The 15,463-nt window shown below is 50.4% G+C and carries 17 protein-coding genes; 15 read left to right on the forward strand and 2 right to left on the reverse strand.

The genetic code is table 11. The annotated features are described in order from the left end of the window. Positions 1–66 precede the first annotated feature (66 nt). The 12 genes from WH50_RS03835 (at position 67) to nadA (ending at position 10,720) form a co-directional block, all read left to right on the forward strand. Complete coding sequence (locus tag WH50_RS03835; RefSeq protein ID WP_110186119.1) at positions 67–801, forward strand: YebC/PmpR family DNA-binding transcriptional regulator; 735 nt, start codon at positions 67–69, stop codon at positions 799–801. 154 nt (positions 802–955) lie between these two features. Continuing rightward, positions 956–1,480, forward strand: a complete 525-nt coding sequence (gene ruvC, locus WH50_RS03840) for a crossover junction endodeoxyribonuclease RuvC (RefSeq protein WP_110186120.1) — start codon at positions 956–958, stop codon at positions 1,478–1,480. Further along, positions 1,477–2,106: a trimeric intracellular cation channel family protein gene (locus tag WH50_RS03845; RefSeq protein WP_207780168.1), complete on the forward strand. Its 630-nt coding sequence runs from the start codon at positions 1,477–1,479 to the stop codon at positions 2,104–2,106. The genes ruvC and WH50_RS03845 overlap by 4 nt, the downstream gene beginning before the upstream one ends. A 21-nt stretch (positions 2,107–2,127) precedes the next feature. Next, entirely contained in the window at positions 2,128–2,757 is a 630-nt protein-coding gene (ruvA, locus tag WH50_RS03850) for a Holliday junction branch migration protein RuvA (protein ID WP_110186121.1), read from the forward strand. Between the two features lie 57 nt (positions 2,758–2,814). Beyond that, on the forward strand, positions 2,815–3,843 hold the full coding sequence (gene ruvB, locus WH50_RS03855) for a Holliday junction branch migration DNA helicase RuvB (RefSeq protein WP_110186122.1): 1,029 nt from the start codon (positions 2,815–2,817) through the stop codon (positions 3,841–3,843). 687 nt (positions 3,844–4,530) lie between these two features. Further along, positions 4,531–5,202 (forward strand): protein TolQ, encoded by a 672-nt coding sequence (gene tolQ / locus WH50_RS03860; RefSeq protein WP_104154950.1) that lies wholly within the window; start codon positions 4,531–4,533, stop codon positions 5,200–5,202. A gap of 5 nt (positions 5,203–5,207) precedes the next feature. Further along, entirely contained in the window at positions 5,208–5,621 is a 414-nt protein-coding gene (gene tolR, locus WH50_RS03865) for a protein TolR (RefSeq protein WP_104154886.1), read from the forward strand. Between the two features lie 4 nt (positions 5,622–5,625). Continuing rightward, on the forward strand, positions 5,626–6,735 hold the full coding sequence (gene tolA / locus WH50_RS03870) for a cell envelope integrity protein TolA (protein ID WP_110186123.1): 1,110 nt from the start codon (positions 5,626–5,628) through the stop codon (positions 6,733–6,735). Positions 6,736–6,837: 102 nt separating this feature from the next. Beyond that, the gene (tolB, locus tag WH50_RS03875) at positions 6,838–8,130 is read left to right on the forward strand and encodes a Tol-Pal system beta propeller repeat protein TolB (RefSeq protein WP_104154884.1); all 1,293 of its coding nucleotides are present in this window, start codon (positions 6,838–6,840) and stop codon (positions 8,128–8,130) included. Between the two features lie 79 nt (positions 8,131–8,209). Next, on the forward strand, positions 8,210–8,713 hold the full coding sequence (pal, locus tag WH50_RS03880) for a peptidoglycan-associated lipoprotein Pal (protein WP_110186124.1): 504 nt from the start codon (positions 8,210–8,212) through the stop codon (positions 8,711–8,713). A gap of 9 nt (positions 8,714–8,722) precedes the next feature. Further along, positions 8,723–9,526 carry a tol-pal system protein YbgF gene (gene ybgF / locus WH50_RS03885; protein ID WP_110186125.1) on the forward strand — a complete coding sequence of 268 codons (804 nt, stop codon included), beginning with the start codon at positions 8,723–8,725 and terminating at the stop codon, positions 9,524–9,526. Between the two features lie 123 nt (positions 9,527–9,649). Then, positions 9,650–10,720 carry a quinolinate synthase NadA gene (nadA, locus tag WH50_RS03890; protein ID WP_110186159.1) on the forward strand — a complete coding sequence of 357 codons (1,071 nt, stop codon included), beginning with the start codon at positions 9,650–9,652 and terminating at the stop codon, positions 10,718–10,720. Between the two features lie 150 nt (positions 10,721–10,870). Here the strand turns inward: nadA and WH50_RS03895 are convergent, their stop codons facing one another. After that, the gene (locus tag WH50_RS03895; RefSeq protein WP_133251233.1) at positions 10,871–12,307 is read right to left on the reverse strand and encodes a M48 family metalloprotease; all 1,437 of its coding nucleotides are present in this window, start codon (positions 12,305–12,307) and stop codon (positions 10,871–10,873) included. A gap of 159 nt (positions 12,308–12,466) precedes the next feature. Between WH50_RS03895 and WH50_RS03900 the strand changes: the two genes are divergently transcribed. Together WH50_RS03900 and WH50_RS03905 are read left to right on the forward strand one after the other, a co-directional pair. After that, a complete protein-coding gene (locus WH50_RS03900) occupies positions 12,467–12,685 on the forward strand; it encodes a sulfurtransferase TusA family protein (RefSeq protein ID WP_243409986.1) in 219 nt (72 codons plus the stop codon). 3 nt (positions 12,686–12,688) lie between these two features. Next, positions 12,689–13,759, forward strand: a complete 1,071-nt coding sequence (locus WH50_RS03905; RefSeq protein ID WP_110186127.1) for an AI-2E family transporter — start codon at positions 12,689–12,691, stop codon at positions 13,757–13,759. A 96-nt stretch (positions 13,760–13,855) separates the two neighbouring features. Here WH50_RS03905 and WH50_RS03910 read toward each other — a convergent pair whose 3' ends face one another. Next, entirely contained in the window at positions 13,856–14,329 is a 474-nt protein-coding gene (locus tag WH50_RS03910; RefSeq protein ID WP_110186128.1) for a peroxiredoxin, read from the reverse strand. 252 nt (positions 14,330–14,581) lie between these two features. Here WH50_RS03910 and dapA point away from each other — a divergent pair, with 252 nt between their 5' ends. Beyond that, positions 14,582–15,460 carry a 4-hydroxy-tetrahydrodipicolinate synthase gene (gene dapA / locus WH50_RS03915; RefSeq protein ID WP_110186129.1) on the forward strand — a complete coding sequence of 293 codons (879 nt, stop codon included), beginning with the start codon at positions 14,582–14,584 and terminating at the stop codon, positions 15,458–15,460. Positions 15,461–15,463 lie beyond the last annotated feature (3 nt).

Below are 15,463 nucleotides of genomic sequence, written 5' to 3' on the forward strand. Positions count from 1 at the left end.
GCCCTCTCTGCATTTATACGTCTGGATGACTGTGTGGATGTCCAGATTAGAAAAGGGGGTAGTGTTATGGCAGGTCATAGTAAGTGGGCCAACATCAAGCACCGCAAGGCCCGTCAAGATGCCAAGAAAGGCAAAGTCTTTACCAAAATTATTCGTGAGTTAACTGTTGCTGCCAAGCAAGGCAGTGCTGATCCTGCTGACAACCCGCGATTGCGGGCGGCGATGGACAAGGCACTGGTTGCCAACATGAAGCGCGACACCATCGACAAAGCCATCTCCCGGGGAGCGGGTGCTGGCAATGAAGAAAACTACGATGAGCTGACTTATGAGGGTTACGGCCCTGGCGGTGTCGCAGTGCTGGTTGAGTGTATGACAGATAACATCAATCGTACCGTAGCGAATGTGCGTGCCGCGTTCACTAAGATGGGCGGGAATCTGGGTACCAATGGCTCAGTGTCCTACCTGTTCGACAAAAAGGGGCAGCTGACTTTTGTTGATATTGATGAAGATGCCTTGATCGAGGCTGCGTTAGAGGCGGGTGCTGACGATGTGGTAGCCAATGAAGACGGCTCAATTGATGTCTTTACTGATGCCAATGAATATCTCAATGTCAGAGATGCTCTGCAGGCTGCTGGTTATGAGGCTGAGATGGCAGAGGTAGCCATGATTCCCAGTACCAGTGCTGAGCTGGATGTCGATACAGGTATCAAGATTGTCAAACTGATCGATATTCTGGAGGATCTGGATGATGTGCAGAACGTCTTCCATAATGCTGAGATTCCAGAAGAGGCTATGCAGTAGCCTGAATGTCAGGTCTTCTCTACATCGATACTTGATTACCAGAGCAGCGGCACATGCCGCTGTTCTGGTTTTTGTGCTGTCAATTTTATTTGTATGTATATACAGTATTTTGCGAAATGCCTATGATGGCCGCAGTTGATCAGTTGAGTTAGATATGTCCGTTATTATCGGGATTGATCCCGGCTCCCGCATTACTGGATATGGTGTTATTCGCTTCGAGGCGGGGCGACTAAGTTATGTTGCCAGCGGATGTGTACGAATCACCGCTGAAGGCTTACCTCTTCGCCTCAAACAGATTCAGGATGCATTGCATGAGCTCGTTGCCTGGCATAAACCTGATGAGGCGGCGATAGAGCGAGTATTTATGGCACGCAATGCCGATTCCGCTCTTAAGTTGGGGCAGGCGCGAGGTGTGGCTATTGTCACGTTGGCTAGTCATGGTCTGGATGTGGCGGAATATGCAGCTAAGGAAGTCAAGCAGGCTGTGGTCGGCAAAGGCTCCGCTGATAAGGTGCAGGTCCAGCATATGGTGATGGCCTTGCTGAAATTGCCAGGCCTGCCTCAGGCGGATGCTGCGGATGCTTTGGGTATTGCCATTTGTCATGCCCATCGTTCTGCCTCAGCGACTCGTATTCAGGAGCAGCAGCTTCGTTCATTTACAGGGAGGGTACGTGGGTGAGTGCGGAGGTTATTCTGCAGTCTCTGGACTATTTCGGCATAGTCGTGTTTGCCATGGCTGGTGCTCTGCGTGGTGAAGAAAAGAGCCTCGACCTTTTCGGTGTGCTGGTATTTTCGATAGTAACAGCGACGGGTGGGGGAACATTGCGAGATCTGCTGATGGGAAACCTGCCGGTAAACTGGGTAAAGGATAATGCCTACATCTGGCTGGCCTTGGCGGGCGGTACCTTTACCTTTATGTTTACTCGTTTTTGGCGTTTCCCCGTCGGGGCGCTGGCAGTGGCAGATGCCATCGGACTGGCGGTTTTTACTGTGCTGGGTGCAGATCAGGCGGCGCACATGGGGTTTTCTCCGCTTATCGTCATAGTGACCGCTGTCATGACAGGTTGTGTTGGTGGTGTGATTCGTGACTTACTGGCAAACGAAATTCCCTTGATTTTTCATAGAGAAATTTATGCTACGGCTGCCATTGTAGGTGCTGTTGTATATCTCGTTTTACAGGCTTGGGGATTGGATGAACGCGTGTTCCCATGGTTGGCGATGCTGGTTGTGTTGATGTTGCGTCTGGCAGCATTGCGCTGGGATTTGCGTTTGCCCCGTTTTATGCGGACCCTGCCCCGGGCCTGAGTCAACATATGGAGAAGTAAAATGATCGGGCGCCTTGAAGGTGTACTGCTGGAGAAAGCTCCACCGGCACTGCTGTTGGATGTGGGTGGTGTAGGCTATGAAGTTGAAGCCAGTATGCAAACTCACTTTCGCTTGCCTGAACGAGGAAAAAAGGTAGTTCTGTTTACTCACCAGGTTATTCGTGAGGATGCGCATCACCTGTTTGGGTTTATTGATCGCGGTGAGCGTGATGTTTTTCGTATCCTAATCAAAGCAAATGGTGTTGGCCCGAAACTGGCATTAGCCATTCTCTCATCTCTTGAAGTGAAAGAGCTGGTGCGCAGTGTTGCTGAGGGTGATATTGCACGCCTAATCAAGGTACCCGGTGTTGGTAAAAAGACAGCTGAAAGACTGCTGGTTGAGTTACGTGACCGGTTGGGCTCCTGGCAGGGGAGTGACATTGCGGACTTTACATTGACGGGTGGAGCGCTTCCTGGCGCTCCTGCAGTTGCAGACGTTCGCCTTGAGGCAGAGCAAGCTCTACTGGCATTGGGTTATAAGCCTGCCGAAGCGAGTAAGGCAGTCATGCAGGCAGATAAAGAGCTGAGTGGGCAGGGCGTCAGTGTTGAAAGTCTGCTTAAGCTGGCATTGAAGTCCATGGTGGGTCGCTGAGTCGGATGTTGCGTGAGTTTGGATTGATATGCCGTTGGCGAGTTAGGCGAGAATTGCATGATAGAAGTTGATCGCTTTATAAGTCCTGCTCCGAAGCAGGGAGAAGACTGGCAGGATAGGGCGATTCGTCCAAAAACGCTGGCTGATTACGTTGGGCAGCAGCCGGTTCGCGAACAGATGGAAATTTTTATCCAGGCAGCGAAGAAACGTCAGGCTACTACTAATCAGCCAGAGGCATTGGATCATACGTTAGTGTTTGGTCCGCCAGGTCTGGGTAAAACAACACTGGCCAATATTATTGCCAATGAAATGGGCGTAAACATACGCACCACTTCTGGGCCTGTGTTGGAGCGAGCAGGTGACCTTGCTGCGCTACTGACCAATCTTGAGCCGATGGATGTGTTATTTATCGATGAGATTCATCGCTTGAGTCCGGCAGTAGAAGAAGTGCTCTATCCCGCCATGGAGGACTATCAGCTGGATATTATGATCGGTGAGGGGCCTGCAGCGCGCTCCATTAAACTGGATCTCCCGCCCTTTACCTTGATTGGTGCTACCACTCGGGCAGGGTTGCTGACCTCTCCTTTGCGTGATCGCTTTGGGATAGTTCAACGTCTCGAGTTTTATAACGTAAAGGATCTGACTCATATCGTTACTCGTTCTGCGACGCTTTTGGGAGTGCAAATCGAGGAGCAGGGAGCGTTTGAGATAGCACGCCGTTCCCGTGGTACGCCGCGTATCGCCAACCGGCTGCTACGACGAGTGCGGGATTTTGCTGAGGTCCGGCACGATGGTCAGATATCCGGCGTAGTTGCAGAACAGGCGTTGGATATGCTGAATGTGGACAGGGAAGGGTTTGATCATATGGATAGAAGGCTATTGCTGACCATGATCGAGCACTTCTCTGGTGGGCCGGTGGGTGTTGATAGTATGGCTGCTGCGATCAGTGAAGAACGCGACACTATCGAAGATGTTCTTGAGCCCTACCTGATTCAGCAGGGATTTATTATTCGGACTGCACGTGGGCGAATGGCTACTGATCGTGCCTATCAGCATTTCGGTCTGGAGAAACCGGCAGCTGGTTGAATAGGTTGGTATCAAGTAAAAGTTTTGATGTTGCTGTGCGTTCGTTGCTATCAGGTATGGTCATGGTCGCTAAGGGATGACTGATCTAAGTCAACGTCAGGACAGAGGTGTTCAGTAGACTAGGATGTCACTATTTCGTTGGGGAAGACGAAGATGGCTGGACTGACAACCTCCCATATCCTGGATCTACAGCGCTCATTGCTGAACAGGTATCGACTACTGATAAGACAGCTTACAGGTCTGGAGTCTGACCTCGATGGCCATGTAAGTAGTAAAGCTGGCTTTCAATTAGCCTCTGTTAAAGATTGTATGTCGGAGTTAAGGCAGGTGCAGGAGGCGCTCGAGCTGATTGAGGAAGGGGAATACGGTGTATGTCAGTGCTGCAGTGCGGACATCGAACCTGAAAGGCTGCTTAGTCAACCTTTGACAAAACATTGCAATCAGTGTGCTTGTTCTGACAAAAAAAAGTGATCATCACAGGCAAAAAATATTGGCTATCCTCCCTCTTTTCTTTTGTTGTATCACTCTCTATGCTTTGCGCGCTCTGGTATCAAGGTGCCATGACGTAATAATTTGAAAAAAATTATTGCGGCTGCAAAATGACAGCCTGTATTCATCATCGGGTAAATCCTTTAGTCTTACATTTCCTTTTTAATCCCAGGAGATCATTGAGTGGCCGAACAGCATATGTCGGTATGGGGTCTCGTATCTAATGCGAGCGTACTGGTTCAGATCGTGATGTTGGCCTTGCTTCTGGCATCTTGCCTTTCCTGGATAGTTATATTCCAAAGGCGTGCTGTTCTTGGCAGTTCACGCAAGGCTCTGGTTGAGTTTGAAGACCGCTTCTGGTCTGGGATGGATTTGAGTCGTCTATACCGCGAAGTGGCAGCTAATCAGGATCCTGATAATGGTGTTGAAAATATTTTCTCATCAGGTATTAAAGAATTCTCTCGCATGCGCCAGCAGCCTGGCGTCGACCCTGAAATTGTCATGCAGGGTGTGCAGCGTGCGTTGAAAGTCGCTGTATCCAAAGAGCAGGACAAGCTGGAAATTCATTTGCCCTTCCTGGCTACTGTGGGTTCTGTAAGTCCCTACATTGGTCTGTTCGGTACAGTGTGGGGGATCATGAATGCGTTTATTGGTCTCTCCAATGTGCAGCAGGCAACTCTGGCAACGGTTGCGCCCGGCATTGCTGAAGCACTGATCGCAACCGCGATTGGCTTGTTTGCAGCTATCCCAGCGGTAGTCGCCTATAACCGTTATAGTGCCCAGGTTGATCGTTTGCTCAATCATTACGAAACGTTCGCTGATGAGTTCAGTGCGATTCTTTATCGCAAACTTCACACAATGGATGGTTAAGCGTTATGGCACGTCGTGAACGCCGCCTTAACGCGGAGATGAACGTAGTACCCTACATCGACGTAATGATGGTGCTGTTGGTTATCTTTATGGTCACTGCACCCATGCTGACTCAGGGTATCTCTGTTGAGCTTCCCAAGGCGCCGGCAGATCCTGTGGAAACTGAGCAAAATCAGGAGCCGATAGTCGTTACTGTGAATGCTGATGGCCTCTATTTTCTCAGTCATGGAGGTAAGGACACCGATCCCGTTGGCTTGCCTCTTATTCAGGAACAGGTAGGTAAAATCCTTGCTCAGCAACCAAAGACCAAGGTGTTGGTGAGAGGGGATAAAAAGGTCGCTTATAGCCAGGTAGTGGAGCTGATGGTGGCTTTGCAGGAGGCTGGAGCAGGAACCGTAGGTCTGGTGACAGAGCCCTGATACCGTGAGGATATTTTCTAGCCGTTCGTATTTCACGCCTACTGTCCTGGCAATTCTTCTGCATGTCTTGATTATCGGTGCCTTTGTAGTGAACTGGGCTTTTACTTATGAGTCTCGTCCACAACAAATGACGCCTCGATATGTCAAGGCAGAGGTGATTGATCTCAAGGCTTTAAGCCAGGGTAAGTCGAAAAAGCAACCAGACAAGCAGCGCCTGGCAGATAAAGCCAAGGATGTTGAGCAGGAAAAGCGCAAAGCTGAAGAAACTCAGCGTATTGAAGATGAAAAGCGTGCGGCTGAAGAGCAGGCCAAACGAGAGTTAGAAGATCAGCAGAAGGCTCAGCAGCAAGCTCAGGAAAAAGCTGAGGCTGAAGCTGAAAAAGTGGCTGAAGAGAAGAAGAAGGCCCAGGCAGCAGCAGATCAGGCTAAGAAGCAGGCTGCGGAAGATGCTCAGCGTAAAGCAGATGAAGCAGCTAAAAAGCAGGCTGAAGCAGATGCGCGTAAGAAAGCTGAAGCTGATGCTAAGTTGAAGGCTGATCAGGCTGCCAAAGCGAAAGCTGATGCGGAGGCGAAAGCAAAAGCTGAAGCAGACGCCAAGGCTAAAGCTGCTGCTGATGCAAAAGCCAAGGCAGACGCCGAAGCTAAAAAGCAGGCTGATGCCAAGAAGAAAGCAGATGAAGCAGCAAAGAAAAAGGCTGCGGAAGATAAAAAGAAAGCCGATGACGCCAAACGCAAAGCAGATCAAGCCAAGCGTCAGCAGGAGTTGGATAAAGCGCTCGAAGATGAGCTGAATGCCGCTGAGTCCAGCGATGATGCGTCCGTGACTGATGCGATGGCTTACATCAACGAAATGGTGAGTCGTGCGTGGACACGTCCACCATCGGCTCGTAATGACATGGTTGTAGTGTTGCGCATCAACCTTATTGATAGTGGCAAGGTTGTGGATGTGAAGGTGATTAACTCCAGTGGCAACACGGCTTTTGACCAGAGTGCTGTTAATGCGGTCTGGAAGGTGGTCGAGTTTGATGAGTTGCAGAAGCTAGACAGAAGTGCATTTGAGTCTAATTTCCGTAGCTTTAACCTGCGCTTCAATCCTAGTGATCTAAGATTGTAGCAATGTGTACTGGTACTGATCGGGGCTCAACCTGTCAAACCTGCTCGATAAGTATGGATTGCGGTGGTGGCTGGAACTGACTTTGCGAAAGTAGGTGTAGCTATGTGGAAGAAGTTGTGGCTGGGGCTTGTTGCTCTTTGCTTTGCCAGTATGGCTCGTGCTGAGCTGACAATTGAAATTACCAAGGGTATGGACAACCCGACACCTATCGCGGTTGTTCCTTTTCAGTGGCAAGGACAGCCATTGAACGATGATATTGCCCAGATAGTCGGAGCTGACCTGCAGCGTAGTGGTCAGTTCAATCCTCTGGACAGAGGCAAGATGCTGAACTGGCCACATGACCAGAGTCAGATTTTCTACCGTGACTGGTCCATTCTGAAACAGGACTATCTGGTGATTGGTCGTTTGTCCCAGGCGGGCGGCCAATATCATGCTGAATTTGAGTTGTATGACGTTTTGCGTGAGCAGAGAGTACTGTCCGGTCAGGTAAATGGCGGTATGAACAATCTGCGTGATATTGCTCACTACATCAGTGATCAGATTTATGAAAAATTGACAGGTATTCGTGGTGCCTTCTCTACACGTATTGCCTATGTTTCCGCCCAGCAATTTGGTGGTGGCAAAGGTAGTTACCGTATGATCGTTGCGGATGCAGACGGAGCACGTCCGCGGACAATTCTGGAATCTGGAGAGCCTATTCTGTCTCCTGCGTGGTCACGCGATGGTAAACGTCTCGCCTATGTTTCTTTTGAGACAAGCCGCCCTGCAATCTATATCCAGGACCTGTCTACCGGGCAGCGTCAGCGTCTCAAATCTTTCCCGGGGTTGAATGGTGCACCGAGCTGGTCACCTGATGGCCGTAAGCTGGCACTTGTGTTGTCTAAAGACGGTAACCCCGAGATCTATACGTTTGACTTGCAAACGCTGCAGTTGGAGCGAATGACCAACCATTTTGCTATCGATACTGAGCCGAGCTGGATGCCTGATGGCCAGAGTATGATCTTTACTTCTGATCGCGGTGGCCAGCCACAGATTTATAAGATGAATGTGTTTACTAAGGACGTACAAAGGCTGACTTTTGTTGGTAACTACAATGCCAAAGGAAAGTTGAGTGCTGACGGTCGTTTCCTGGTAACCGTGCACAGAGAGTCGCGCGGAGCCAACTTCCACGTTGCAGTGACTGATCTGCAGAACGGAAGAGTTTTCTCATTGACAGATACAACACTGGATGAGTCTCCAAGTATTGCTCCTAACGGTACGATGGTGATCTATGCCACTAAGGAGGGGGGACGGGGTGTGCTGTCAGTGGTTTCCATGGATGGGCGTTTCAAATATCGCTTGCCCGATGCCACGGGCGATGTACGTGAGCCTGCTTGGTCACCATTCCTGAACTAATCAGTTGGGTGTTCTGAGTTGGAGCTGACAATTCGTAAGTAAACTGCCATTAACTTTTGGTGATACTGGAGAGATCCAAATGAAACTGTCTGCTGTTAGCAAAGCCGTAGCTCTGGGCCTGTCTTTGGCTTGGTTGGCCGGTTGTAGCTCATCTGGCAAAACTACCGATGCAGGTATGGGCCAGAACGATAATACTACCTATGGCGCTGGCGCTTCTAACGCCAACGGCGGTGTAGACGCATCTGCTATTGCGAACATTCCTTCAGTGTTTTACTTTGACTTCGATAGTTCAGAGATCAAACCTGAATACCGTGATGCGCTGTCTACCCACGCTCAATACATCCGTTCAAACCCATCTGTACACGTTCGTCTGGAAGGTAACACCGACGAATGGGGTACTCGTGAGTACAACATGGCTCTGGGCGAGCGTCGTGCCAAAGCCGTTGCTGCATTCCTGATGGATCAGGGCGTGAGCGCCAGCAACATTGAAACCATCAGCTACGGCGAAGAGAAGCCTGCCAACCCAGCAAGCAACAAAGATGCTTGGGCAGAAAACCGTCGCGTAGAACTGAAATACCAGTGATCTGAGTAAATGCAAATAAAGCCGCTGATTTCCTGTTTAATGATTGGAGCTGTAATCGGCTCCAGTAGCGTATTCGCCGACTCTGTCCCCGTTATCGAGGTGCAGCCGGTTGACGGTAATTCTGCAGGGGGGAGTTATATGGCTTCTCCAGGTAGTGTTGGTTCGTCTTCCAACGGCCAATATGAACAGGTTCAGGCATTACAGCGTGAGGTCCAGTCGCTACGCGGATTAATTGAGCAGTTGTCCTATAAGGTTCAGCAGCTTCAGGATGATCAGCGAGATCGATACTCGGATCTTGATCGGCGGCTTTCTGAGCTAAGCTCTTCGTCACAGTCTAGCAGTGAGACGGCGGATGCCGGGGCTGGTCAGGCAGCCAGCTCGGCATCCACTGCTTCCGCTGCTTCCGCTGCTGCAGAGGCACCAGCAGCTTCTGGGTCAGAGCAGGACGATTATCGGGCTGCTTTCGAGCTGGTGCGTGCGCGTTCGTTTGATCAGGCCGCAGTGGCGTACCAGAAGTTCGTTACAAAATATCCTTCCAGTTCTCTGGCTGGTAACTCGTATTACTGGTTAGGCGAAATCTATCTCGTCAAATCTCCTCCTGATGTGGCCAAATCGATGGCTGCATTCAAGACGGTCGTCGATAAGTATTCAGATAACCGAAAAGTACCTGATGCGTTGTATAAGCTTGGCATGTTAAGTGATAAGCAAGGTGACAAGGCGTCGGCGAAGAAATACCTGCAGCAAGTGATCAGTGGCTATGCCGACTCGTCTGCCGCTAAGCTGGCGGGTGATTATCTGAAAGGTATTAAGTAGTCAGTAGGGTCTATTGGGTGTTTCATCCCTGAATCAGCGGGATGTACCTTTATTGATGCGTGGTATACTGTGCCACCCAATAATTAATACACTACTGGTTAGCTTGGTCGGGTAATGTGCAACATGCTTAGCGACAAAGACATCGCCGACAAGGTGCTTGTTAGAGAGCACTTGGCTCATCTCAATGTAACCCCTGTACTTTCAGTTGAAGAAATCGAAGCCTACAAGACAAAGATTACGGCTCTGCTAAAAGAGAAGAATGCTTGTCTGGTTGCGCATTACTATACTGACCCTGTACTGCAGTCGCTGGCTGAGGAAACAGGTGGTTGCGTGGCTGACTCTCTTGAGATGGCGCGTTTCGGTAGTAACCATCCTGCTTCTATGCTCGTCGTTGCGGGTGTTCGCTTCATGGGCGAAACTGCGAAGATTCTGAATCCTGAGAAGCGAGTGCTGATGCCAACCCTCGAGGCAACCTGCTCGCTTGATATAGGTTGTCCTGAGCAAGAGTTCTCTCAGTTCTGTGATCAGTATCCCGAGCGGAAGGTTGTGGTTTATGCCAATACCTCCGCTGCCGTGAAGGCGCGAGCGGATTGGGTTGTTACCTCAAGTTGTGCTTTGGATATCGTTGAACATCTGATGGATCAGGGCGAGTCTCTGATCTGGGGGCCAGACCGCCACTTAGGTCGTTATATCGAGCGTGAAACTGGTGCGGATATGCTCATGTGGAATGGCTCCTGCATTGTCCATGAAGAGTTCAAGGCAAAGGGAATTTCTGAGCTTAAAGCCGTTTATCCCGATGCGGCCATTCTTGTACATCCTGAGTCACCTGAGGCCATGGTAGAGCTGGCAGATGTGGTCGGGTCGACCAGTCAGCTCATAAAAGCCGCCTGTGATATGCCTAATGAGACCTTTATTGTGGCTACTGACAAGGGCATTTTCTATAAAATGCAGCAGTTAGCCCCAACCAAGCGTTTTATTGAGGCGCCGACTGGTGGTAACGGCGCAACCTGTCGCAGCTGTGCACTTTGCCCATGGATGGCGATGAATGGTTTGCAGTCGTTGCTCGCTGTGCTGGAAACGGAAGATCAAGAGATATTTGTGGATGATGGTTTGCGAGATAAAGCACTTGTCCCGCTGCGTCGCATGCTTGACTTCACTAGCTCCCAGCGGCTGGCACTTGCAGGAAACGCTTGAGTAATTACCTCTGTGCTACTTAAACCAAGACGCCGGATGAGAAGCTATCCGGCGTTTTTATTTGTTCATTCTGGCTCTGCCGGTGACTAACTAAGCAGGTGGCTGAATCCCTTATTAGCCTGCGATTGCTCGACGCCGTCTGGGGAGTGCTTAGCGCATGTCTTTTTCCCATTGCTTCCACTCCTTAACCTCATTCTCCTTGGCATCCAGTAGATCGTTTTGTACCACGGTGATGCCGCGAGTACTCCTGGCATAACGGATCTGACGTTCAGCGTCTTCCCATGATGCCGTGCGCAGGAAATACTCAATGCGTGCGTCATGAATACCGAAGGTGTCCTTTAGTTTGCCGCGAACTTCTGACAGGTCATACCACAGACCTGCTTGCTCGGGGTGGGTTGTGATCAGATCTTCTAAAAGTGCCCGGGCACTCTGGAGCTGGTTTTGATCCTCATAAATCTGGGCTAATAGACGGCCCAGCATAAGATTATCCGGAAACAGAGCCAGATGCTGTTTTAGATAACTGATGGCGCTCGCGCCCTGTCCACTTTCTGCAAGGTAGCGAGCGCGCAAGGCCTGAATCAGCAGGCTGTCGTGTTGATTTTGTTCAAGCCATTGTAGCTCACTGAGTGCGGCGGCTGGTTGTTTGCGCTCAATGTAAGTCAGTGCTAATCCGTAGTGGCCACCAGGATCACTCGGAAGCTCTTTGACCCGCGACTGGTAGTAGCTGAGAGTGGCCTGGTCAGCTTTGTTCAGCAGGACTCGAGCTCGCGCTTGCATCATCAGAAAGCGGTTATCAGCCGTATGGGGGCGACGAGGGTAGGTTGCTGCACGTGCCTGAGAATCGGCAATACGCTTTTCTGTCAGTGGGTGACTCAATAGCATCTCAGGTACCTTGGTGCTATTGCCGTAGTCTCGCTGCAGTTTGCTCAGCATGTCTGGCATGGCCTGAGGGTCAAATCCAGCGTTTGCTAAAACGGCAATGCCAATCCGGTCCGCTTCTGCTTCATGCAGTCGGCTGAATGCCAGTGAGCGGCCCTGATTCGCTGCTAGCGACGAGGTGACCGCTGCTCCGCCCACATCCGCGTTGCCGCTTGCGACCCCCGCCAGAATGCCAGCGATGGTGGCAGCTATCCAGTATGGGCGCTCACGTTCCTGCTGCGCGCGTTGCAGAGCGTAATGACGTTGACTTAGGTGACTAAGTTCATGCGCAAGCACGGAGGCAAGCTGGTCCTGATTGTCGGTGTACATCAACATCCCCGCGTTGATGCCAATAAGTGCGCCGGGTACGGCAAAGGCATTCAATTCTGTTGTATCCAGCACAACAACATTCAGATTTGTGTTGGGGAGATTGCTGTAAGGAGCCAGTTGATAGAGGATGTCGGTCACGTAGGATTCGAGTGCCGGGTCATCCAGCGTGCTTCCACTTCCCAGCAACCGCCTTAACATGTAGTCGCCTATGCGATTTTCCTCGGTAATCGATACACTGGCAGAGGAATAATCGCCCAATACCGGTAGGTTCAGATCGAGTGCATGCGCTGCTGTTGGCAAACAGCAGGTAGTAGCAAGAGCCAGCAATAAATGGCGCACACTGTTTCTCCGTTTACAGGTCGTGAGGCAGTCTAACGAGTGAGTGAGACCGGCTCAATGGTGCGCGGGTGTCAAATTTTTGCTATACAGGCGCCATGCAGCATCATGCATGGAATAAGTAAGGTGAGTGGCGGGGCAATGGTGACAAGCAAAGAGCAAATGTTGGATGCGACCGGGTTGATGTGTCCTATGCCCCTGCTGAAAGCGAAGCAGGCCTTGCGTCAGCTGCAGGCTGGGCAAATATTACATGTAATGGCATCAGATGCTGGCTCATCGCGGGATATTCCCGTGTTCGTGCATCGAAGTGGGCATACGTTAAAGCGTAGTGAAGAAATCGGCGGTATTTTCCACTTCTGGATAGCCAAAGGGCTGGAGTAACTAATGTTTGAGGTTCTGGGTCGGTGGATCGAGCGTCACTTCTCTAACGAAGAGGCGCTGGTGCTGTTCTTTCAATTGTTGATGGCGTTTCTGATTATTGTATTCATGGGAGGAATTCTAGCTCCTGTGTTTGCCAGTATTATCCTCGCTTTCTTATTACAGGGTGTGGTGAGTTGGATTGAGCGACGAGGTGTCAGGCATACATTTGCTGTCTCCCTGGTGTTTCTGGTCGCAGTCGGTCTGTTTTTTGGCTTCGTGGTGTTTTTGCTGCCGATTATCTGGGGGCAGTTCAATAATTTACTGAAGGAACTGCCGCGCATGCTCAATGAAGGGCAGGCCTCATTAATGTTATTACCTGAAAAGTACCCGGATCTGATTTCTTCGGGGCAGGTCAAGAATTGGATATCACAAGCGACTGGGGAAGTAGGAAAGCTCGGTCAGCTGGTTGTGAGTTTTTCACTTTCATCGATTGCGAATTTAATGACGATGTTGGTTTACAGCGTGTTGGTGCCCATACTCATGTTCTTTTTCATGAAGGATGGCACGCTTATCACCCGTTGGTGGGCAGGTAACTTTCTCCCCAAGAAGCGTAAGCTCCTGAATCAGGTGTGGGTAGAAATGGATGCCCAGATATCAAATTACGTCAGGGGGAAAGTCATTGAGATTGTCATCGTGGGTATTGCTACTTACGTAGCATTCGCTCTTTTGGGGTTGAACTATGCCGCGCTGCTTGCGCTTCTTGTCGGGTTGTCGGTGGTCATTCCCTATATCGGCGCAGCTGTCGTGACCATCCCTGTAGCATTGATAGCCTATTTCCAGTGGGGTTGGTCCAATGACTTTGTCTGGCTAATGGTGGCGTACGGCATCATTCAGGCACTGGATGGAAATGTGCTGGTACCGCTGCTGTTTTCGGAAGCTGTCAATCTGCACCCCGTCGCTATCATTCTTGCTGTGTTGGTTTTTGGCGGAGTTTGGGGGCTCTGGGGGGTCTTCTTCGCAATTCCTCTGGCTACGCTGTGCAAAGCAGTATTACATGCCTGGCCTCGTTCCTCTGAGGTGGTGACATCGCAGTAGACATAGAGTGCTAGTATGAAGTGCATCGATGGCGACAATAGCTCTGTAAGATCAGTCAACGTGCCATCAATGCTCTTCATGCGACTTTCCGGAGGTTCAGCCTGCGTTGAGCGCCTGAGCTTGCTCCAGCACTTCTTTGACATGGTCTTTGACTTTGACCTTGCGCCATTCTTTCTGCAATGTGCCTTCTGCATCAATAAGGAAGGTGCTGCGCTCTACACCGAGGCTTTCACGCCCATACATTTTTTTCAGTTTGATAACATCGAATAGCTGGCAAAGACTTTCGTCATGGTCGCTGATCAGCGCAAAGGGGAAGTTCTGTTTTTGACAAAAATTTTCGTGGCTCTTCAAACTATCGCGAGAAACACCAAAAACTACAGTATTTGCCGCAATAAACTGCTGATGGTAATCGCGGAAATCCTGACCTTCAGTGGTGCAACCTGGGGTGTTGTCCTTGGGGTAAAAATAGATAACCACTTGCTTCCCTTTCAGTTCCTCCAGCGATACGGTTCCCTGAGTGCTGATGGCTGTAAATGCAGGCACTGGCTGGTCAATGACGACTTTACTCATCTTTCCTGTTCTCCCTAAAAATACCTTACAAAAGACGGTTTATACTGGGGGCGCCTTGGGCAATTGCAACCTGCTAATTGGCTTGCCTTTGCTTGTTCGTGCTTTAGAATGAGGCGGCGATTTGATGTGGGTTGCCATTGTTGGTTCTGAGCATCTCACTCAGCCTATGCAGCTACACGACAGAACAGTGTACGCTGAGTTTCAGGGAGTAGATCTCTGCTTGCAGAAAATCCGCTCAGTAATGGAGTCATCATGATTAAAGGTAGCCTGGTTGCACTGGTCACTCCCATGACCTCTATGGGGGATGTTGACTGGGCAATGCTTGACCGGCTAGTCGAACTCCATATTGAGGCCGGTACTAGTGCTATTGTTGCCGTCGGGACGACGGGTGAGTCTGCTACATTAGACAATGACGAGCATCTGGCTGTGATCAGTAGGGTAGTCCGGCGTGCTGGTGGTCGTATTCACGTAATGGCGGGTACGGGTGCCAATGCCACCTCTGAAGCAGTGGCGCTGACACGAGCGGCTGCGCATGCTGGTGCTGATAGCTGTTTGTCTGTTGTTCCTTACTACAACAAGCCTACTCAGGAAGGTCTTTATCAGCATTTTTCCGCTATCGCTGTGGCGGCGGACATCGATCTTTATCTTTACAATGTTCCAGGGCGAACTGTGTGCGACATGCTACCGCAGACAGTGGTTCGGCTAGCTGAGGATGTGCCAAATATCGTTGGGCTAAAAGATGCCACAGGTAATCTGGAACGTGCACGGTGGCTGTTGGGGCATCTGCCAGAGGAATTTGTCCTGTATTCTGGAGATGATGCCACCGCGCTAGATTTTATTCTGTTGGGTGGTCAGGGCAGTATCTCTGTGACAGCCAACGTGGCACCTGCGTTGATGGCCGATATGTGTCGTCATGCGCTGCAAGGCAATGTGAATGAAGCCCGCATCATCAACGAAAAGTTGATGCCACTGCACCAAAATCTGTTTGTCGAGTCTAATCCAATTCCAGTGAAATGGGCTATGGCTGAGCTGGACATGATTCAGACTGGTATACGTTTGCCCCTCACTACTCTCTCTAACCAGTACCATGACCTCGTCCGACAGGCGCTGGCTCATGCAGGTCTTATTTAAGGA

The sequence above is a fragment of the Pokkaliibacter plantistimulans genome (assembly GCF_003194385.1).
GTDB lineage: Bacteria > Pseudomonadota > Gammaproteobacteria > Pseudomonadales > Balneatricaceae > Pokkaliibacter > Pokkaliibacter plantistimulans.

Bases quoted from the DNA above. Each gene is read 5' to 3' on its own strand.
- WH50_RS03835 (WP_110186119.1), top strand. From the start codon at position 67: ATGGCAGGTCATAGTAAGTGGGCCAACATCAAGCACCGCAAGGCCCGT.
- tolQ (WP_104154950.1), top strand. From the start codon at position 4,531: ATGTCGGTATGGGGTCTCGTATCTAATGCGAGCGTACTGGTTCAGATC.
- WH50_RS03900 (WP_243409986.1), top strand. From the start codon at position 12,467: ATGTTGGATGCGACCGGGTTGATGTGTCCTATGCCCCTGCTGAAAGCG.
- ruvA (WP_110186121.1), top strand. From the start codon at position 2,128: ATGATCGGGCGCCTTGAAGGTGTACTGCTGGAGAAAGCTCCACCGGCA.
- pal (WP_110186124.1), top strand. From the start codon at position 8,210: ATGAAACTGTCTGCTGTTAGCAAAGCCGTAGCTCTGGGCCTGTCTTTG.
- ybgF (WP_110186125.1), top strand. From the start codon at position 8,723: ATGCAAATAAAGCCGCTGATTTCCTGTTTAATGATTGGAGCTGTAATC.
- dapA (WP_110186129.1), top strand. From the start codon at position 14,582: ATGATTAAAGGTAGCCTGGTTGCACTGGTCACTCCCATGACCTCTATG.
- WH50_RS03910 (WP_110186128.1), bottom strand. From the start codon at position 14,329: ATGAGTAAAGTCGTCATTGACCAGCCAGTGCCTGCATTTACAGCCATC.
- ruvC (WP_110186120.1), top strand. From the start codon at position 956: ATGTCCGTTATTATCGGGATTGATCCCGGCTCCCGCATTACTGGATAT.
- ruvB (WP_110186122.1), top strand. From the start codon at position 2,815: ATGATAGAAGTTGATCGCTTTATAAGTCCTGCTCCGAAGCAGGGAGAA.
- WH50_RS03905 (WP_110186127.1), top strand. From the start codon at position 12,689: ATGTTTGAGGTTCTGGGTCGGTGGATCGAGCGTCACTTCTCTAACGAA.
- nadA (WP_110186159.1), top strand. From the start codon at position 9,650: ATGCTTAGCGACAAAGACATCGCCGACAAGGTGCTTGTTAGAGAGCAC.
- tolR (WP_104154886.1), top strand. From the start codon at position 5,208: ATGGCACGTCGTGAACGCCGCCTTAACGCGGAGATGAACGTAGTACCC.
- tolB (WP_104154884.1), top strand. From the start codon at position 6,838: ATGTGGAAGAAGTTGTGGCTGGGGCTTGTTGCTCTTTGCTTTGCCAGT.